Here is a 19011-nt window from a genome sequence, read left to right on the forward strand (position 1 = left end):
TCCATTTCGTGCTTAAACTTCCGGGAACGACGGAACGCGCGATATCGCGGACGACGGTTCCCGCCTATTTCATTGGGAAAATCATATGCAGGAAGACAATCGGAACCCGCAGGGCATTGCTGCTCTGGCGGAGCAGCTTGCGGTTCTCGGAAACGCCAACCGGCTCGCGATCCTGACCAATCTCGCCGAAGGCGAGATTCAGGTCAACGTGCTCGCCAAGAAACTCGGCCTCGGCCAATCGGCGCTCTCGCAACACCTCGCCATCCTGCGGGCCTGCGAATTTGTCTCGACGCGGCGCGCCTCGCAATCGGTGTTCTACTCGATACAGCCACGTTCGATCGCCGCAGCATTGGCGAGCGCCCGGGACTTGCTCATTGGCGCCGGTGGTGGTGAAGGGGAACGCGCGGTCCGACAGCGCCCGTAGGAGTGAGGTGCAGAGAGCGCGCTCCAGGCAACCTTCGGTGCGCGCAGGGCCACACGGCATTTGCCCCATCGCCTCCGGAGCAATTCGCACGCAATCCGGTTGGAGGTCTGGCCTCCGGCATCAACATCATGCCTGCAAAGCGCGGCGCACGTCACGAAATCGTCACGCGGCTCTGCCATGCGTTCCGGCTGTATTGTAGTTTCATTACCCGGGTTCCTAATGACATCCTCTCCCATAGCCGCGCGCCTTTCGCCAAACGCCTCCCCTCGCCTGATCACTCTCGCATCGACGGTGGTAAAGGCCGGCGAAACGGCCAGACGGTCGCTGCAGCGCCGGCGTATTAGCGATGTGGTGTCAAAGGGGCCGCGTGATTACCAGACGGAGATCGACGTTGCCGTCGAGCGGATCATCGTGGCGGACATGATCGCGGCATTCCCCACCTACTCGATCAAGGGCGAAGAGGATGTCGGCAACCGGGTGGTCGGAACGGATGCGCCGATCATCTACATCGACCCGATCGACGGGACGACCAACTTCGCCTGGGGTATCCCGCATTTCGGCATGACGATTGCGATCGCCGAAAGCGGACAGATCGTTGCTGGCGTGGTCTATGATCCGATGCTTGACGAGCTCTTCAGTGCCGAACTTGGTGGTGGCGCCTATCTCAACGGCGAGCGCATTTCCTGCATCGACAACTCCGATATCGAAAACGTCGTCGTGGGCGCCGGCCTGCCCGTTCCCGGTCAGGTCAAGGCGGTTTCAACGGACGTCTATTTCGACGCGCTGAAAAGATTGATGGGCAGCACAGCCGGCGTACGGCGAGCGGGCTCGGCGGCACTGTCGATCGCATATGTTGCAAGCGGCCGTCTGGACGGTTTCTTTGAAGATGGCTTGTCGCCACATGACTATGGGGCAGCTGCACTGTTGGTGAGCGAGGCCGGTGGCACAATCTCGGCCTTCAAGGGCGGCCCGGTGACGGCGAATGGGGATATCCTCGCTGCCAACACTGCGCTGCACCCTTGGCTCGTCAAAGGGTTTGAAGGCACGTGAGCCCGCTGCTGCTCTTCCGCCCCCGTTTTGCTATTGTACATTAGCCTCAACGCAACAGTAACAGGCCGCAATCGTCACGACCTTGGGTATTGACCACGCCAAGCGACAACTTCAAGAGTGCCTCCCTGAGATTCAATTCAAGCTGCGGGCTGCTCAAATGTCTTCCGAGGTCAAATCCAATCGCGATGATCTTCTTGCGCGCGTGGGTGACATTTTCTATGCCAACGGCACCTACCTTGTCGGCATGGCGGAACTGATCAAGCATCTCCGAACGACGAGAGTGACCTTCTATCGGCATTTCTCCAGCAAGGAAGACATGATCGTCGCCTATTTGCAGCAGCGCGATGCGGCGGTGCGCGACCAGCTTGCGCAGGTTGTGGGGGACCGAAAAGGAGCACAGGCGGCGCTCGATATCTTTTCGAACCTCGAGCAGAAGACCAGCGCAGAGAATTTCCGCGGCTGCGCTTTCTTCCTGGCAGCGATCGAAAACCCGCAATCCGCCAAAATCCAGAACGCGGCGCGCAGCCATAAGGATTTTCTGAAGAGCTTTTTCCTCAGCCTGATGCGGCAGCCCGACGAGGCCCTAGCCGAGCAGCTACTGCTCCTCTACGAGGGCGCGCTGGCAAGCTCGGCCCTCCGGCGTGGGGCCGGTGCGGCCGCGACCGCCAGGTCGATCGCGGCCCACCTCATGGCGGACGCCTGAAAGGTCAGACCGATAGCACGTCGATGAGGCCATCATCCTCATTGTAGCGGATCGTCGTGCCGTAGGCCTTGCTCATCTCCGCCATGTCGGCGGCGATTTCTCGCGCGAGCTCCACGGATGCGCAGGCCGGCAGGCCCCGTTCCGACGGCCGCCTTCTGTTGAGGTCGAGATCGAGGGCCACAAGGCGCACGCTCACATCGCCATCGACAATATCGAGCAGTGCGATGCAGGATTTCGAGAAGCGCGCATCGCCATAAAAGCCGATCGGCTCGCCAGCGGCATTGCGCGCACGTGACATGTGAAGATGCGACGGCAGCGCGTCCTTCGGGAAGCCGTAAGCCTCATACATCTCCGGTGTCATCTTCTGCATGCCGGCCTCGAACTCCATCAGCAAGCTGCCGAGTGAATAGAAGATCGGTTTGCCCTTGTAGAATTCAATGCCTCGCAGCATGTGCGGGCCATGGCCGATGACAGCCGTCGCACCGGCATCGATGGCGCGGCGGGCAAAATCCTCCAGGAACGGCGCCGGGCGCGGTGAATACCAGTTCTCTTCCGTCCCTTCATGCGCATGCAGGCTTAGCAGCACGATTTCCGCCCGGTTGGCAGCATCGCGGACGTTTTCGAGGATAGCGCTGGCATCCTTCTCGTTGGCGTAATAGCGGATATGCGCATTCGAGCCGCGCTCGAACTGCAGCGATCCTTCGAACACGGAGCCGAAAGGCAGGCGATCCGGCCCCGGGTCCGCCATCACCTCGACATTCATCACTTCCTTGCGGCCGCCGGCAATCCCGAGCATTTCATCGATGCGCCGCAGTTGTTGGAACTCGGTTTCCGGAAGCACATAGGCGCGGCCCCAGCGCAAAGGATTGAGTCCGGCGCGCGCCGGTATCCCGGTGCCCGCCGTGCTGGCGGCAAACTCGGTCGAGCGGGTGGTTCCCGTCGAGATCAGGGCGATGCGGCCATGGCTCGTGTCGAGGAAATGCGGCAGCCGCGCCTCTTCGAGGCTCCGGCCGATACCGCTGTGGATGATGCCGCGCTCCTCGCAGGCCTCGATCGTATCGATGACGCCCTGCGGGCCGAAATCGCCAGTGTGGTTATTGGCGAAGGAGAGCAGGTTGATGCCGATCGATGTCAGCTCGTCCACGGCCTCGATGCCGACGGCGGTCATGAAGCGGCGGGGCGCCGGCGCCGTGGTGCGGGCGGGGCAGATGAACTCCGCATTGACGAAGGCGGCATCGCATTCGCCGAGATATTCGAGCAGTTTTTCATCGAGGCGACCGGCGAGATTTCCGCCGGAAAACAGTGCGTCACCACCAGCAACAACACGCATGCAACATTCTCCTGATCCGCCGGACGTGCGCCGGCCCGACAAAAAACAACTTGACTACTGCAACCTGAGGCGAAGCCGTCCAGAAAATATTCCAAATTGCGGCCTGCAAATGGAAAACTGTTCCTTCGGCAAGAACCGATTCATGGCATAAGTAGCGTCGATAGAACGATCGTTCTACCATCTGGTTAGAACGATCAGTCGAATTGCGCAATGGGGCTTACATCATGTCATCAAAGACCGGCTGGACCGAAGACCGGCCGCCCGTTATCGCCTGCAACCTGGACGCCGACCAGGCCGAAAAGCTGAGCGCTCACATAAGCCGGCCGAAGGTGCTTACCTATTGCGATACGGCACAAGCATGGGATGTGCCGAAGGATGCAGACTTCCTCTTCACTTTCTTTCGCGGCTGGGCTGCAGCACCTCTCCAAAGGCCCGATGGCTGGCCGTTCAATCTGAAATGGGTGCAGATCGCCTCGGCAGGTATCGATGCATTTCCCGACTGGGTTTTCGAGGCTCCGCTGGTCACCACCGGCCGCGGCATCTCGGCCGAGGCGATCGCCGAATATGTCGTCGCAACTATCTTCGGCCATGAAAAGCAGATGTTCGACGGACTGCTTGCGCGCTCCGCCGACGAATGGACGAAGCGCACGCTCGGCCTCGTCTCAGGAAAATCGGTGGGCATCTATGGTTACGGCGCGATCGGCCGCCGGGCTGCTGAAAAGCTGAACGCGCTCGGCATGACGGTTTCCGCCGTCAAGCGCGAGGCGCCGCAGGAAGCCGGTAACGTCACCTTCTTCGCATCGCTCAACGAGATGGTCGGCTCGGTGGATCACCTCGTTTTGGCGGTGCCGCTAACGCAGGCCACCCGGCGTTCCGTCAACGCAGAGATTTTTGCCGCCGCCAAGCCCGGGTTGCATGTCATCAATATCTGCCGTGGCGAAGTGCTCGATGACGAGGCCCTTCTTGCGGCACTCGATAGCGGCCAGGTGTCGGCCGCAACGCTCGATGTGACCGCGCCCGAGCCGCTGCCTGCAGGTCACGTCTTCTACACCAATCCGAAAATTCGACTGACGCCGCATATCTCCTGGTCGTCGGAAGACAATATAGAGCGCATCGCCGCTAAGCTGCATGGCAATCTCGACCGCTATCTAGCTGGAGAGACGCTTACCGATGTCGTCATTGCCGGGCGCGGATACTGACGTCGCAGGCGGGGAGGAATGAGTTTGCAAATTGACACGACCAATGGCCGGCGCGACAACACGCATATCCCGCTCGGTATCTTCCTGATCGCGATCGGGCTCGGCGCCTTGTGGGTCGCGCGCGACTATGACACTGGCACCTTCACCAGCATGGGACCGGGCTTCTTCCCGAAGGGCATTTCGGGCTGCATGATCCTCATGGGCATTCTCGTCGTCCTGCTTCGCGGCAAGGATCTGCCTGAGGTGGAAGAGGACGGGCAAGAGGCGCCGACGGCAGTCGCTCGGTTGCGCATCATCGGCTTGGTCACCGCCTCCATCCTGGTGTTTGCCGCGACGCTGTCGCCGCTCGGCCTGCCGGTCGCGACCTTCTTTATGGTGACGATCGCCGGCTTCAGCCATCGCGGCTCGCAGCCGCTGACGATCCTTGCAACGGCAATCGTTCTCGCCGCATTCGCCACCGGGCTTTTTGCCTGGCTGCTCGGCCTGCAGATACCAGTGCTGCCGGAGGCCTTGCGATGATCGGCGGCGTGGATGTTTTCGGCGGTATCGCCCTTGGTCTCAGCGTCGCGCTGACGCCGACCAACATGTTCTTCTGCCTCGCCGGCTGCCTGATCGGCACGCTGGTGGGCGTTCTTCCGGGTCTCGGCCCAACGGCGACGATCGCCATACTCCTGCCGCTTACCTTCGGCCTGCCGCCGGAAACCGGCCTCATCACACTCGCGGGCATCTACTACGGCGCCCAGTATGGCGGCTCGACCACATCGATCCTGCTGCGCCTGCCGGGTGAAGCTTCATCGGTCGTGACGGCGCTCGACGGCCACGCGATGACACGCAACGGGCGCGGAGGCGCGGCGCTCACCGTTGCGGCTGTCGCCTCGTTTTTCGCCGGCACCATCGCCACCTTCTTCATGGCTGCCTTCGCCCCCATCCTTTCGGCCGCCGTGCTGAAATTCGGCGCACCTGAGTATTTCATGCTGATGTTCCTTGGGCTGATCACCTCCGTGGTGCTTGCGCAAGGATCGGTGCTACGCGCCATCGCCATGATCTTTCTCGGACTGCTGCTCGGCCTTGCCGGCACCGACATCAATTCGGGCCAGTATCGCTATGACTTCGGCTTTATGGAACTTTTGAACGGCGTTCCCTTCGTGCCGCTCGTTGTCGGTCTTTTCGGCGTCGCAGATATTCTGGTGACGCTGGAAAACGCGGTGCGGGACGAGAAGCCGCCGACGCTCAACCCGATCAGCAGCCTGTGGCCAACCCGCGAGGAAACCAAGCGTGCGACGCCCGCCACCATTCGCGGCACGCTGATCGGCCTGTTTCTCGGACTGCTTCCCGGCGGCGGCGCCCTGCTCTCGTCCTTTATGGCCTATACGGCGGAAAAGCGTGTTTCCAAGACACCGCAGAAGTTCGGCACCGGCATGGTCGAAGGCGTTGCGGCACCCGAGGCCGCCAACAATTCCGGCGCACAGACCGCCTTCCTGCCATTGTTGACGCTGGGCATTCCCTCCAACGCCATCATGGCGCTGATGGTCGGCGCGATGATGGTTCATGGAATCGTTCCGGGCCCTCGCATCATGACCAGCCAGCCGGAGTTGTTCTGGGGCCTGATCGCCAGCATGTGGGTCGGGAATCTGATGCTGCTGGTCATCAACCTGCCGCTCGTCGGCATCTGGGTGCAGCTCCTGAAGATCCGCTACCAGTTCCTGTTTCCGACCATTCTCACCGTCAGTATCGTCGGTATCTACGGCGTCGAGTTCACGACCTTCGACGTCTACCTGACCGCCATCTTCGGCGTGCTCGGATACTTCCTCAACAAGTGGCGCTGCGAACCCGCGCCGCTCATTCTCGCCTTCGTGCTCGGGCCGATGATGGAGGAATATTTCCGCCGTTCAATGCTGGTGGCGCGCGGCGACCTGATGATCTTCGTCAACCACCCGATCAGCCTCGCAATGCTTGTGGCCACGGCTTTGCTCCTGCTCAGCATCTGCTTCCCCTTTATCCAGAAATTCCGGCAAAAGGCGTTTGCCGAGTGACGCGCAAAGGATATCACGACATGACCTTCAACCCGACCCGCCGCGGCTTCCTCTCCGCTGCATCACTCCTCTCGGCAAGCGCGCTTTTCGGCCTTCCGGCCCTCGCCGAAGAGTTCCCGACGAAGAAGATCGATTACATCGTGCCCTATAATGCCGGCGGCATGAGCGACAACATCTCCCGCCTGCTCGGCGAGAAGCTGACGGCGCTGACCGGACAGCAGGTGATCAACGATTACAAGCCGGGCGCCGGCGGCGCGATCGGCGCGAGTTACTTCATGACCACGCCGGCCGACGGCTACACGCTGCTGCAATCCACCAACAGCTTCTACGGCATCATTCCGCTGGTGACCAAGGTTCAGTACAAGCCGCTCGACGATCTGGTTCCGCTGGTGCTGGTTGGCGATGCGCCGATGGTGATTGCGGTCAATCCCGCCGTTGCCGCCAACACGCTCGGTGAGCTCATCGCCTACGCAAAGGCCAATCCCGGCGCGCTGGCCTACGGCACGTCGGGCAAGGGTACCGTCGGCCATCTGAGCGGTGTCTGGCTTTCCAACAAGGGCGGTATCGAGCTGCTGCACATCCCCTATAACGGCGCGCCGGCGGCACTCCAGGCCGTACTCGCCAACGAAGCACAGATCTTCATCGGCCCGGAAGCCGCCGAGCATATCGCCTCCGGCACACTGAAGGGCATCGCGGTTCTCGGCGACACCCGCTGGCAGCAACTGCCTGACCTTCCCACCACGGCTGAAGCCGGTATTAGCGGCTGGGCGCCGCGCAGCTGGCACACAGTCTCTATCCAGGCGAAGGCTCCCGACGCGGTCAAGACCCGCCTCAACAGCCTGATCAACAGCATTCTTGAGCAGCCTGACGTGCGCCAGCGCGTGACGAGCTTCGGCCTCATCCCCGGTATCGAGACCCTCGAACAGGTTCGCCAGCGCGCAAAGGACGACAACGAGCAATTCGGCATCCTGATCCGCGACGCCGGTCTAGCACTCGCGCAGTAAATATCCGCCAACGGCGACAACACCATCCAGAGGACATCAAATGACAAAGACCATCGATTACTTCTTCGGCGTCGGCTCGCCCTGGGCCTTCATCGGCCTTGCTCCCTTTGCGGAACTCGCTGCGAAGCAGAATGCCGTGATCAAGCCCTATGTCATTCCCTTGATCGAGGACAATGGCGCGATCTACTCGCGCAATCGGCCGCAAGCCCGCCGCGCCTATTGGATGAAGGACCTGAAGCGTTGGGCGGCCCTGCGCGGCAAGGTTTTGAACTTCGAAAATCGCGGAGCACTCTCCGACCCGACGTCGGCCGGCTTCATGCTGATCGCCGCGATCGAGAACGGCCAAGACTGGCTGAAGCTCGCGAGCGCGCTACAGGAAGCCTTCTGGACCGGCGGCGAGGATATTGGCAACGCCGCCGTTCGGCGCGCGATCGCCGACGCGGCGGGCTTCGACGGCGCGGCATTGGATGAACAGGGTGCGAGCGAGGCCGTCCAATCGGTCTGGAAGGCCAATTACGAAACCGCCAAGGCAGGCGGTGTCTTCGGCCTGCCGACCTACCGCTACGAGGACGAGCTCTACTGGGGACAAGACAGCCTTCCCTTCCTCGAGCGTCACCTCAAGGGCGAAAAGCTGGTCGCCTGACCTGATACCAGGCCGGGCTTCGTAACGGGGCCCGGCTTGTTTGTTTCGAGACTATTTCCGCGGAGTTGATCATGTCCCCCACCCTTCCGCCGTCGCTCGGCGAAACACTGCTGCAGCTTTTCGGCGACCGCTTCTCGACGGCGCAGGCGCTTCGCGAACAGCACGGACGGGGCGAATCCCACCACACGCCGGCGATCCCGGATGCCGTGGTGTTTGCTGAGAGCACGGAAGAAGTGGCGCAAACCGTTCGGCTTTGCGCAGCAGAGGGCGTGCCAGTCATCGCGTTCGGGGCCGGAACGTCGCTTGAGGGTCATCTAACGGCAGTGCGCGGCGGCGTTTCGATCGATCTCTCGCGCATGGCCAATATCTCCCGCGTCAGCGCGGATGATCTCGATTGCGCGGTCGAGGCCGGCGTCACCCGCGAACAACTGAACACCCATCTGCGCGACATTGGACTTTTCTTCCCAATCGATCCCGGCGCCAATGCCTCGATCGGCGGCATGGCCGCGACACGCGCGTCCGGCACCAATGCGGTGCGCTACGGCACGATGCGCGAGAACGTGCTGTCGCTGACCGTCGTGCTTCCCAACGGCCAGATCATCCGCACCGGCGGCCGGGCCCGCAAATCGTCTGCGGGCTATGACCTGACGCGGCTCTTCGTCGGCTCCGAGGGCACGCTCGGCATCATCACAGAAGTGACGCTGCGGCTCTACGGCATTCCCGAAACCATCTCGGCCGCACTCTGCTCATTCGAGACCGTCGAGCAGGCGGTCGCCGCCGCGATCGCGGTGGTGCAGCTCGGCATACCCGTCGCCCGCATGGAACTCATGGACCGTGGACTGATCCAGGCGGTGAACGCCTATTCCAGCCTCTCGCTCAAGATCAAGGACACGCTGGCCTTCGAGTTTCACGGCTCGCCCGCCAGCGTTCAAGAACAGGTCGAGATGGTCGCGGCCATCGTCAAGGACAGTGGCGGCCGGGATTTCGAGTGGGCCAACGCGCCCGAGGATCGCAACCGCCTCTGGAAGGCGCGCCACAACGCGTTTTACGCCGTCGTGTCGCAGCGCCCGAACGCCAAAGGCTGGTCGTCCGATGTCTGCGTGCCGGTGTCGGAACTCAGCGGCTGCATCGTCAAGACGCGCGAACTGCTCAAGAGCTGCAGCGTGCCCGCCGCCATTCTCGGCCATGTGGGAGATGGCAACTATCACGTCGTCTTCGCGGTCGATCCGGACAACCGCTCCGAACTCGAGGAGGTCGCGACAATCAACAAAAAAATGGTCCGATACGCAATTTCCGTTGGCGGAACGTCGACCGGTGAACACGGTGTCGGCTCAGGCAAGATCGCTTATATGCGCGAGGAACACGGCGATGCCGTCGACCTGATGGCCGTCATCAAGAGCGCCATCGATCCCCAGAACATCATGAACCCCGGAAAGATCCTTCCGCAGTAAGTTAAGCATTTTCCTCAACCGGCCGCGATGGCGAGGGCGTTTCAACATGAATGCGTTTAAACCTCACAGCTCTCACTGGGGCGCGTTTTCCGGCCGAATGGCCGATGGCCGGCTAGAGATAAAGCCTCATCCTGATGATCCGCATCCGTCGCCGCTGCTGGGCAATCTGGCAGCGATTGCCGATAGTCCGGTGCGCATCAGGCGGCCGGCAGTCCGCCGGGGCTGGCTTGAGGGCAGGCCCGGCCACGCGCAAAGGCGTGGTGCCGACGATTATGTCGAAGTCAGCTGGTCGGAGGCGGCGGATCTCGTCGCAGCGGAATTGACGCGGGTTTACGAAAGCTTTGGCCCAAGCGCCGTCTTCGGCGGTTCCTACGGGTGGGCGAGCGCCGGCCGTTTCCATCATGCCCAGAGCCAGATCCATCGCTTCCTCAACGTGCTCGGCGGCTACGTGCGTTCCGTGAACACCTACAGTTCCGGTGCGGCGATGGTGATCATCCCGCACGTGCTCGGCCCCTATGACAGCTTCGATCGCAAGAGCGTCACCTGGGATGCGATCGAGCGTAGCAGCGAGCTGGTCGTCGCCTTCGGCGGCATGGCGATCAAGAACGCCGATGTGCACGGCGGCGGCATCAGTAACCATGTCGTGCTGCCGAAACTGAAAGGAGCAAGCGCCCGCGGTGCGCGTTTCGTGCTGGTCAGCCCCTTGGCCGATGACTTTCCAGCCGAGGTGAATGCCGAGTGGATGCCTGTCGTTCCCGGCACCGACGTGGCCTTGATGCTGGGCCTCGCCCATGTGCTTGCCAGCGAAAGCCTGCACGATTCCCAGTTTCTCGACCGCTATACCGTCGGATACGACCGCTTCGAAGACTATCTCCTCGGCCGCGCGGACGGCACGCCGAAGACAGCGGAATGGGCTGCGTCGATCTGTGGCCTTGGCGCTAGCGCAATCCAAGACCTCGCGCGCGCCATGGCGCGGTCCAGGACATTGATCACCGTCAGCCATTCGCTGCAACGCGCCGACTTCGGCGAGCAACCGGTGTGGATGGGGATCGTGCTTGCGGCCATGCTCGGGCAGATCGGGCTGGATGGTTGCGGCTATTCCTATTCGCTCGGCGCCCTCGGCAATATCGGCAAGAAGCTTCTCGCCGTGCCGCTGCCGACGCTCAACCAGTTCAAGAACCCGGTGCCAGATTTCATTCCCTGCGCGCGGATCGCGGACATGCTGCTCGGCCCCGGCGAAGCGTTTCACTATAACGGCCAGGCTCTTCGCTATCCCGATATCCGCCTTGTCTACTGGGCGGGCGGCAATCCGTTTCATCATCATCAGGATATCAACCGGCTGCGCGCAGCGTTCCGGCGGCCGGAGACGATCATCGTGCATGAATCGGCCTGGACCTCGACGGCCCGACATGCCGACATCGTGCTGCCGGCAACCACGACGCTCGAGCGCGACGACATCGGCGCTGCGGATCGCGACCAGCTGATGATCGCGATGAAGCGCCTGATCGAGCCGGTCGACGAAGCCAGGGACGACTACGAGATTTTTGCCGAGATCGCCCAGCGGCTCGGCAAGTTCGAGCTTTTCACAGAAAACCGCACGAGCCGCGAATGGCTTGCATTTCTGTTCGAGACGACGCGCCACGCGCTCGCCGCCGGCGGCCACGAGGCGCCGGATTTCGAGACATTCTGGGAGCGGGGCGAGTTGCGCCTCCCAATCAAGCCGGATGATGGCGGCCCGGCGAACGGGTTCCGGCATGATCCGGACGCCTCTCCGCTGCAGACGCCGTCGGGAAAGATCGAGATCTTCTCCGAGAGGGTCGCGCGCTTCGGCTACGACGATTGCGGCGGCCATCCGCAATGGTATCCGCCAGATTCAAGAGGAGAGGCCGGGGACGAAACCCGCTACCCCCTGCACCTGATCTGCAATCAGCCCTACCAGCGCCTGCACAGCCAGCTGGATTACGGCGCCTTCAGCCGCTCGACGAAGATCGACGGTCGCGAACCGATCCGGATCAATCCCGCCGATGCGGCCGCGCGCGGGATTTCGGACGGCGATATCGTCAGGCTGTTCAACGAGCGCGGCAGTTGCCTTGCCGCCGCCATCCTCAGCGACGACGTGCGGCCGGGCGTGATGCAGCTGGCAACGGGCGCATGGTTCGAGCCCGCCGATCCTGAAGCGGAAACCACCATGTGCATTCACGGAAACCCCAATATCCTGACGCGCGACATCGGTACGTCGGAGCTCGCGCAGGGCTCGACCGGGCAGATCACGCGGGTTGAACTTGAGCGCTTCACCGGCCCGTTACCGCCGGTGCGGATCTTCGAGCCGATGCGCTTCGTGGCGCGCGAAGACGATGCCTCAATCAGGGCCGCGCTCAACAATCGGGCGTGAGGTCCGCTCTTGGAAAACGCCCTGAAACACCAATCCATACAGCATCCGAAATACCGGCAAATTAATCTACTAAGTCCATAGAAAAAGAATAACTAGTCTTTCTCCAGCGGGATGCGCTGCTAGGCTGTCCGTCATGAACTTAGAGCCGAAACGAGGGAGCTTTTAATGACCGACACAAAGACCAGAACGCACGGTCCGCGCGCGATGTGCTCCACCATGCCGGCCCGATAACACCGGGCTTTCCGCCCGCGCCTATCGCCCACGCACCCTTACAAGTCGCGGCACTCAGCCGAGGCCTCGCGCCCGCGCGTCTCCGCGACCCGACGCATCACCAAGATATCACTCCATCATCTGGATCACCCATGACCGAACGTTCCTCCTTGCTTTCCCTCTCCCGACGCCGTCTGTTGATCACCACATCCGTGGCCGCAGGTGCGGCACTCGTTGCCTCGGCAACTCGTTTCGCGCAGGCCGCCGACGCTCCGCGCGAGGGTGGCGACATCACCTTTCTGATCGATTCCCTCGGCGACACCTGGATCCCGAACAACAGCGCGATCTCCAGCTTTCAGGGCCATATCTGGGGCCACGTCACCGACAAGCTGCTCTACGTCGACCAGGAGGGCAAGGTCAGCCCTTGGCTGGTGGAGCGCTGGGAGCAGAATGACAAGGCCACCGAATTCACGCTTCATCTGAAGAGCGGCGTGACCTTCTCGGACGGAGCGCCGCTCGATGCGGCAGGCGTCGTCGCCAACCTCGATATCTGGTATGCGGGCCGCAAGAACGAAGGCATCAATCCGATCGGCCTCTTCCCCAAGACCTACGATCATGCCGAGGCCGTCGATACCAGCACGGTGAAGGTCTTCTTCAAAAAGCCGACGCTCGGCTTCATACCGACGCTCGGCTATCACGGATCGATCCTGATCTCTCCCAAGAGCATCGCGCTGCCGGCAGCTGAGCAGGCCGACCTCAGCAAGACGGCCGGCAGCGGCCCGTTTGTGGTGGAAAGCTGGAAAGAGGGCGACCACGTCACGCTGGTCAAGCGCAAGGACTACAACTGGGGACCGGAAGCCGTCGGCCACACCGGCCCCGCTTTCCTCGATTCCATCACCTACAAGCTGGTGTCGGAGCCATCCCTCAGGGTCGCCTCTGTCCAATCCGGCCAGGCCGATATCGCCTACAACGCCTCTCCCCAAGAGCTGAAGTCGCTGAAGGACGAAGGTTTCACCATCGCCACGCCGCGCTATCTCGGCTTCGTCAATGGCTGGGCGGTCAACACCAAGCTGGCACCCTATGACGACGTCAAGGTTCGCCAGGCCCTGCAGGCCGGCATCAACCGCCAGGAAATCATCGACACCGTCTATACGCCGGACTGGAAGCTGGCAACGTCCTTCATCCAGAGCAACGTGCCCGGCGCAACCGACCACAGCGATCAGTTGAGCTACGACCCTGAGAAGGCCGAAAAGCTGCTCGACGAAGCCGGTTGGGCAAAAGGCGCCGACGGCATTCGCAGCAAGGACGGCAAGCCGCTGGTGCTGACCATCCACTCCAACCCCTACCTCGCCACCTCCAAGTCGGTCGACGAGCTGATCGCCCAGCAACTCGGCAAGATCGGCTGGAAGGTTGCGATCCGGGCCTATGACGTCGTGACCTTCGGCGAAAAGGTGAAGTTCGGCGGCGCAGCCGTCCCGACCTACGAGGTGACGCGCAGCTTCATCGACGCCGGCACGGTGGCCAGTATCCTGACGAACGCGAACAACGGCGAGAACTGGTTCGCGCTCGACGACCGTGACGCGAAGCTCAACGACCTGCGCGACAAGATCGCCGGCGCCGGTTCCATCGACGAGCGCAAGCCGCTCCTCGACGACCTGCAGCAATATGTTCTTGACCAGGGCTATTTCATCCCGCGCACGCAGATCGTCCAGCGCATCTACGTGCAGTCGCCCAAGCTGAAGGGCGAGGTCTACAACGGCGTCGCCTATGCCAGCTACTACACGGCCTCGCTCGTCGGCTGACGAGCGATACACCTGAAACATGTGAGGCATCGGCATGAACAATGTCTACCTAACCTACGCCGCAAAACGGCTCGGCCAGGCTGCCGTCGTCATCCTGCTGGCCTATGTGTTCACCTTCGTAGTCGTCAGCATCCTGCCTGGCGACCCGATCACCAGCGTCTTGCGCAACCCGCAAAACGGCTTCAGCGAAGAAGAAATCGCCGAGATCATCGCCGCGCAGGGCCTGGACAAACCTGTCATCGTGCAGCTGTGGAACGCGCTTTCCGGCTTCCTGACTGGCGATCTCGGTATATCGATGCGCTCCAACAGGCCGGTCGTCACCCTGATCAGCGAGGTGCTGCCCTCGACGCTCATCCTGGCAGCCGCCGGCCTTGCGGTCGCATTGGTGATCGCCACGGCGGTCGCCTACGGCACCCGCTTCGTGCCCAAGCGGCTCGGACAGGGGCTGTTGCGCGGCTTTCCGTCGCTCTTTCTATCCGTACCAAATTTCGTCATCGGTCTGGTGCTGATCCACGTCTTCGGTTTCCAGCTCGGCCTCTTCAGGGTGATCAACCCCGACAGCGCGTGGGCGACCTTCTTTGCCGCCGTCGCACTTGGCATTCCCGTCTCCGCGCAGATCGCCGAAGTTCTGATCGCCAATCTCGACAAGGAAGCCGAGCAGGAATACGCAGCCGTTGCCCGCAGCCGGGGCATCGGTCAGATGCGCCTATTCGTCCGGCATCTCCTCAAGCCCGCCTCGCTGCCCGTCGTCACGGTCGTCGCGCTGACCATCGGCGAGTTGCTTGGCGGCTCGCTGATCACCGAGACCGTGTTCGGACGCACCGGCGTCGGCAGCCTTGTGCAGCGATCGGTGAGCACGCAGGACTTGCCGGTTCTGCAGGCGATCGTCTCGCTCGGCGCCGTCGTCTTCGTGCTCGTCAATCTGATTGCCGATCTCCTCTACCCGCTGCTCGATCCTCGCGTGAAACTCCTCGGGACCGCGAAGCGTCGCCCGACAACGGCCGATGACAGCGCGCTCGACACGACAACGGCGGTGCATCCATGAGCCTCGTATCCAACCTCTCCCTCTCGAACGCAGGCTCCGGCCGGCTCGCCGCTCTGCGCCTCCCTGCCACCGTCCTGCTGTCATTGGCGATCATCGCGATCGTTGTCGGATGGTCGATCGTGCCGCAGCTATTCACCAGCCATAGCCCTGTTGTCGGCGTTCCCGCCGACAAACTGCTGGGCCCGAGCTTCGCGCATTGGTTCGGCACGGATCATCTCGGCCGCGATGTCTATGCCCGCGTCGTCTTCGGCACCGCATCGTCGGTCTCCAGCGCGCTCGTCGCCGTCGTCATCGGCGTAGTGGCCGGCGGGTTAATCGGGCTGGTCGCCGGCTTTCTCGGCGGATGGGTCGATATCGTTTTCGCACGTCTGGTCGACGTACTGCTCTCCATTCCCAAGTTTCTGCTGGCGGTCATCGTGGTGACGGCCATCGGCTTCGAGACGATCAACGCCGCCATCGCGACCGGCGTCTCGGCTGTCGCCTTCTTCGCGCGCGTCACGCGCTCGGAGGTCATCAAGACCCGGCAGTCGACCTTCGTCGAGGCCTCGTTCCTGTCGGGCGGTTCGCGCTGGTACATCCTCTTGCGCCATGTGCTCCCGAACGCCTCGCGCTCGGTATTGCCGCTCGCCGTGCTGCAATTCGGTGAGTCGATCCTCGTCATCGCCAGCCTTGCCTTCCTTGGCTACGGCGACCCGCCGCCAGCCTCCGATTGGGGCCTGCTGATCTCGATCGGCAAGGATTATCTCAAATGGCCCTGGCTCGTTTATGCACCCGCTTTCGTCACGATCGCGACCGTCCTCTCTGTGAACAGGATCAGCCGATGGCTTCGCAAAACAGACTGAACACCGCGTTCATCACCCACCAGGATGCCGTTGTCGCGACCAGCGCGGCACCGCTCCTGTCCGTCGAAAATCTCTCGGTGTCCTATGGACGCCAGGAGGTGGTTCATGGCGTCGATTTCGAACTCGGACAAGGCAAGAGCCTCGCGCTAATTGGCGAATCCGGATCGGGCAAATCGACGATCGCGCGCGCCGTGTTGCGGCTGCTGCCGAGTGGCGGCGCGGCAAACGGGAAGATCATGTTCGGCGGCAAGGACATACTGGCGCAATCCGAGCGTCAGTTCCGGCCGCTTCGCGGACGCAAGATCGGCTTTGTGCCGCAGGATCCGGGCAACGCGCTCAATCCCGTTCGCACCATCGGCGCGCAGGCAATGGAGGCGGCGGCGCTCACCGACGAGCCCAATGCGGCGATCCGCAAGGCGCTCATCCTTGAAACCTTCGCGCAGGTCGGGCTCGACAATCCTGCGCGCGTCTACGAATCCTACCCGCACCAGCTTTCCGGCGGCATGCTGCAGCGAGTGCTGATCGGCCTCGCCGTGCTGCCCCGCCCCACGCTTCTCGTCGCCGACGAGCCGACCTCGGCGCTCGACGTCACCATCCAGAAACGGATCCTCGACCTGCTGTCGCACCTGCAGCACGAGCTCGACATCAGCCTTCTCCTCATCACCCACGACCTGGCGATAGCCGCCGAGCGCGCGGATGCGCTGGTCGTGCTGAAGAACGGCACCGTGCAGGAAGTCGGCCGGACACCGACGGTCTTCGCCGCGCCGGCATCCGACTATGCCCGCAAGCTGCATGCCGATGTTCCGGCGCTCAACCCGAACCGCTACGCCAGACTTCGCGATCCTGGCCTCGCTCTTCTCAAGGACCGTAGCCGGGCGCCGAAGATCACCGTCGGCGGCGTGACGAAGCGGTTCACGGTCGACGGCAAGACGCTGACGGCGGTGGACGACATCTCCTTTGAGGTCCCCGCTGGAACCACTCATGCGCTGGTCGGCGAATCCGGTTCCGGCAAGACAACCACCATCCGCCTGCTGCTTGGACTGGAAGAACCCGACAGCGGCGCGATCACCGTCGCCGGCGAAACGGTGACCGGCCAAAGCCGAACCGCGTTGCGCTCCGTGTGGCGCCACCTGCAGCTCGTCTACCAGAACCCGTTCACGTCGCTCGACCCGAGCTGGAAGGTCGAACACCTCGTTCGCGAGCCGCTCGACAGGTTCAAGATCGGCACGCCTCGGGAGCGCGACCTTCGCGTTCGCGAGGCCATGGCCGATGTCGGGCTCGGCGAGCATCTGCTGGGTCGCAAGCCGGGCGCGCTGTCCGGCGGCCAGCGCCAGCGCGTGGCAATTGCCAGGTCGTTGGTGCTCAGACCCGATGTCATCGTGCTCGACGAACCTACCTCCGCACTCGATGTCAGCGTCCAGGCCGATATCGTCGAGGTGCTGCTGTTGCTGCAGGCAAAACTCGGCCTGACCTATGTGTTCGTCTCGCACGATCTGGCCCTGGTCCGCCAGCTCGCGCACTCCGTCTCGGTCATGCGCCAGGGCCGCATCGTCGAGCATGGAACGGTCGCTGAGATCTTCGGGGCGCCGAAGGATCCCTACACCGCGTCCCTGCTGGAATCGATCCCCGCGGGGATCGCCGAAGCCGCCCCCGCGCCGAGCGGCAAGCTCCGGCCAGTCAAGCGTCAGGAGCAAATCGCATGACCATCGCCGCATCCGTCGACACCGTGCCGGTGGGCTTCCGGCCGAAGCAACGACTGGGTTTCAATACCCGCGTGTCGTTCAGTGACGACACCGGCCCGGCGCAAGGCCTGAGGGATGGTATCGAACTATTCAGGCAGGCCGAGGCGCTCGGCTACCAATCGGGCTGGGCCTATCAGCGGCACTTCGACCACTATCTGTCCTCGCCACTTCCCTTCTTCGCCGCCGCCGGCCAGCACACCAGCCGCATCACGCTGGGATCAGCGGTGATCCCGCTGCGCTATCAGGACCCGATCCTCCTTGCCGAAGCCGCCGGCACCACCGATCTCCTGATCGGCGGACGGCTGGAGCTCGCGATATCGACCGGCGCGACTGCGGCCTTCGACGCCGTGTTCGGGACCACCGACACCGATGCGCGCACGGAAGCCAAGCGCCGCCAGGCCCGGTTTCTCGCGGCGATCTCAGGTGAGGTCCTTCATACCGTGACCGAGCCCGGCCAGGGTGCCCCTGAAGGCGCCGAACTGCGGGTGACGCCGCACAGCCCGACGTTGCGCGCGCGTATCCGCCAGGGCTCGGCGAGCCTGAGCTCGGCCACACAGGCGGCGGAGCTCGGCATCGGCCTGATCTCGGGAACCGTGCTGCACGACCTCGACGAGGGCGAGACCTTCGGCCAGTACCAGGCCCGGATCATCGAAGCCTACCGGTCGACCTGGCGCAGGCTCTGGAAAGCCGAACCGCCTCCGGTCGCCGTCGCAGCCTCGATCCTTGTCGGCACGAGCGCCGCCCTCCGCGAGAAATACGCCGCCTACGATCTCGAACGGCGAACCAAAGGCATTGCCGCATCGCGCCCCAACGGCGCGCTCGCGCCGCCCACGCAATCCGCCGATCTCAGGATCTCACCGGTGTTTCAAGGCTCGCCCGACGAGGTGATCGACGCAGTATTCAACGACCCGGGCCTTGCGGCCGCCGACGAAGTGGTGCTGTTCCTGCCGCCCGCCTTCGACCTCAGCGACAACGTCAGGCTGTTGAGCGACCTTTCCCGCACGGTTGCGCCAGCGCTTGGCTGGACGCCCGGTTTCTAGCCTCAGGCAGAGCAGACATCGCGACCATGGCCTTCACTCAAAGCCGCACGGCAGCAAAATATTCTATGTTTTCTATAGAAATAGAAATGCCTCTCTTCATT

Annotated in this window: 16 protein-coding genes; 15 read left to right on the forward strand and 1 reads right to left on the reverse strand. The window is 62.8% G+C overall.

Features of this window, described 5'->3' with window-relative positions; genetic code table 11:
- The first annotated feature begins 85 nt into the window (after nt 1-85).
- The 3 genes from QTL96_RS10255 to QTL96_RS10265 all read left to right on the forward strand — a co-directional run bounded on the left by QTL96_RS10255 (nt 86) and on the right by QTL96_RS10265 (nt 2177).
- Nucleotides 86-424 (forward strand): metalloregulator ArsR/SmtB family transcription factor, encoded by a 339-nt coding sequence (locus QTL96_RS10255; RefSeq protein WP_113012295.1) that lies wholly within the window; start codon nt 86-88, stop codon nt 422-424.
- Between the two features lie 219 nt (nt 425-643).
- A complete protein-coding gene (locus QTL96_RS10260) occupies nt 644-1474 on the forward strand; it encodes an inositol monophosphatase family protein (RefSeq protein WP_113168128.1) in 831 nt (276 codons plus the stop codon).
- 82 nt (nt 1475-1556) lie between these two features.
- On the forward strand, nt 1557-2177 hold the full coding sequence (locus QTL96_RS10265) for a TetR/AcrR family transcriptional regulator (RefSeq protein WP_162735401.1): 621 nt from the start codon (nt 1557-1559) through the stop codon (nt 2175-2177).
- A gap of 4 nt (nt 2178-2181) precedes the next feature.
- Here the strand turns inward: QTL96_RS10265 and QTL96_RS10270 are convergent, their stop codons facing one another.
- Nucleotides 2182-3507, reverse strand: coding sequence for a CapA family protein (locus tag QTL96_RS10270; RefSeq protein WP_113168130.1), 1326 nt, complete (start codon nt 3505-3507; stop codon nt 2182-2184).
- A gap of 224 nt (nt 3508-3731) precedes the next feature.
- On the opposite strand from QTL96_RS10270, the gene QTL96_RS10275 reads away from it, so the two are divergent.
- The 12 genes from QTL96_RS10275 to QTL96_RS10330 all read left to right on the forward strand — a co-directional run bounded on the left by QTL96_RS10275 (nt 3732) and on the right by QTL96_RS10330 (nt 18910).
- A complete protein-coding gene (locus tag QTL96_RS10275) occupies nt 3732-4706 on the forward strand; it encodes an NAD(P)-dependent oxidoreductase (RefSeq protein WP_289727681.1) in 975 nt (324 codons plus the stop codon).
- Between the two features lie 18 nt (nt 4707-4724).
- Nucleotides 4725-5225, forward strand: coding sequence for a tripartite tricarboxylate transporter TctB family protein (locus QTL96_RS10280; protein WP_113168132.1), 501 nt, complete (start codon nt 4725-4727; stop codon nt 5223-5225).
- The gene (locus QTL96_RS10285) at nt 5222-6739 is read left to right on the forward strand and encodes a tripartite tricarboxylate transporter permease (protein WP_289727682.1); all 1518 of its coding nucleotides are present in this window, start codon (nt 5222-5224) and stop codon (nt 6737-6739) included. Before QTL96_RS10280 ends, QTL96_RS10285 begins: the two co-directional genes overlap by 4 nt.
- Nucleotides 6740-6759: 20 nt before the next feature.
- Nucleotides 6760-7743, forward strand: a complete 984-nt coding sequence (locus tag QTL96_RS10290; RefSeq protein WP_289727683.1) for a tripartite tricarboxylate transporter substrate binding protein — start codon at nt 6760-6762, stop codon at nt 7741-7743.
- 40 nt (nt 7744-7783) lie between these two features.
- Complete coding sequence (locus QTL96_RS10295) at nt 7784-8386, forward strand: DsbA family protein (RefSeq protein WP_113168135.1); 603 nt, start codon at nt 7784-7786, stop codon at nt 8384-8386.
- Nucleotides 8387-8457: 71 nt separating this feature from the next.
- Complete coding sequence (locus QTL96_RS10300; protein ID WP_113168136.1) at nt 8458-9837, forward strand: FAD-linked oxidase C-terminal domain-containing protein; 1380 nt, start codon at nt 8458-8460, stop codon at nt 9835-9837.
- Nucleotides 9838-9883: 46 nt separating this feature from the next.
- Nucleotides 9884-12229, forward strand: a complete 2346-nt coding sequence (locus tag QTL96_RS10305) for a molybdopterin-dependent oxidoreductase (RefSeq protein WP_113168137.1) — start codon at nt 9884-9886, stop codon at nt 12227-12229.
- 362 nt (nt 12230-12591) lie between these two features.
- Complete coding sequence (locus QTL96_RS10310) at nt 12592-14241, forward strand: ABC transporter substrate-binding protein (RefSeq protein ID WP_113168138.1); 1650 nt, start codon at nt 12592-12594, stop codon at nt 14239-14241.
- Nucleotides 14242-14275: 34 nt separating this feature from the next.
- Nucleotides 14276-15286, forward strand: coding sequence for an ABC transporter permease (locus QTL96_RS10315; RefSeq protein WP_289727684.1), 1011 nt, complete (start codon nt 14276-14278; stop codon nt 15284-15286).
- Complete coding sequence (locus tag QTL96_RS10320; protein WP_113012308.1) at nt 15283-16128, forward strand: ABC transporter permease; 846 nt, start codon at nt 15283-15285, stop codon at nt 16126-16128. The genes QTL96_RS10315 and QTL96_RS10320 overlap by 4 nt, the downstream gene beginning before the upstream one ends.
- A complete protein-coding gene (locus QTL96_RS10325) occupies nt 16107-17831 on the forward strand; it encodes an ABC transporter ATP-binding protein (RefSeq protein WP_289727685.1) in 1725 nt (574 codons plus the stop codon). The genes QTL96_RS10320 and QTL96_RS10325 overlap by 22 nt, the downstream gene beginning before the upstream one ends.
- On the forward strand, nt 17828-18910 hold the full coding sequence (locus tag QTL96_RS10330) for an LLM class flavin-dependent oxidoreductase (RefSeq protein ID WP_289727686.1): 1083 nt from the start codon (nt 17828-17830) through the stop codon (nt 18908-18910). The genes QTL96_RS10325 and QTL96_RS10330 overlap by 4 nt, the downstream gene beginning before the upstream one ends.
- Nucleotides 18911-19011 lie beyond the last annotated feature (101 nt).

The sequence above is a fragment of the Rhizobium sp. S163 genome, assembly GCF_030380805.1.
GTDB lineage: Bacteria > Pseudomonadota > Alphaproteobacteria > Rhizobiales > Rhizobiaceae > Rhizobium.

Bases quoted from the DNA above. Each gene is read 5' to 3' on its own strand.
- QTL96_RS10255 (WP_113012295.1), top strand. From the start codon at position 86: ATGCAGGAAGACAATCGGAACCCGCAGGGCATTGCTGCTCTGGCGGAG.
- QTL96_RS10260 (WP_113168128.1), top strand. From the start codon at position 644: ATGACATCCTCTCCCATAGCCGCGCGCCTTTCGCCAAACGCCTCCCCT.
- QTL96_RS10270 (WP_113168130.1), bottom strand. From the start codon at position 3,507: ATGCGTGTTGTTGCTGGTGGTGACGCACTGTTTTCCGGCGGAAATCTC.
- QTL96_RS10275 (WP_289727681.1), top strand. From the start codon at position 3,732: ATGTCATCAAAGACCGGCTGGACCGAAGACCGGCCGCCCGTTATCGCC.
- QTL96_RS10280 (WP_113168132.1), top strand. From the start codon at position 4,725: ATGAGTTTGCAAATTGACACGACCAATGGCCGGCGCGACAACACGCAT.
- QTL96_RS10285 (WP_289727682.1), top strand. From the start codon at position 5,222: ATGATCGGCGGCGTGGATGTTTTCGGCGGTATCGCCCTTGGTCTCAGC.
- QTL96_RS10290 (WP_289727683.1), top strand. From the start codon at position 6,760: ATGACCTTCAACCCGACCCGCCGCGGCTTCCTCTCCGCTGCATCACTC.
- QTL96_RS10295 (WP_113168135.1), top strand. From the start codon at position 7,784: ATGACAAAGACCATCGATTACTTCTTCGGCGTCGGCTCGCCCTGGGCC.
- QTL96_RS10300 (WP_113168136.1), top strand. From the start codon at position 8,458: ATGTCCCCCACCCTTCCGCCGTCGCTCGGCGAAACACTGCTGCAGCTT.
- QTL96_RS10305 (WP_113168137.1), top strand. From the start codon at position 9,884: ATGAATGCGTTTAAACCTCACAGCTCTCACTGGGGCGCGTTTTCCGGC.
- QTL96_RS10310 (WP_113168138.1), top strand. From the start codon at position 12,592: ATGACCGAACGTTCCTCCTTGCTTTCCCTCTCCCGACGCCGTCTGTTG.
- QTL96_RS10315 (WP_289727684.1), top strand. From the start codon at position 14,276: ATGAACAATGTCTACCTAACCTACGCCGCAAAACGGCTCGGCCAGGCT.
- QTL96_RS10320 (WP_113012308.1), top strand. From the start codon at position 15,283: ATGAGCCTCGTATCCAACCTCTCCCTCTCGAACGCAGGCTCCGGCCGG.
- QTL96_RS10325 (WP_289727685.1), top strand. From the start codon at position 16,107: ATGGCTTCGCAAAACAGACTGAACACCGCGTTCATCACCCACCAGGAT.
- QTL96_RS10330 (WP_289727686.1), top strand. From the start codon at position 17,828: ATGACCATCGCCGCATCCGTCGACACCGTGCCGGTGGGCTTCCGGCCG.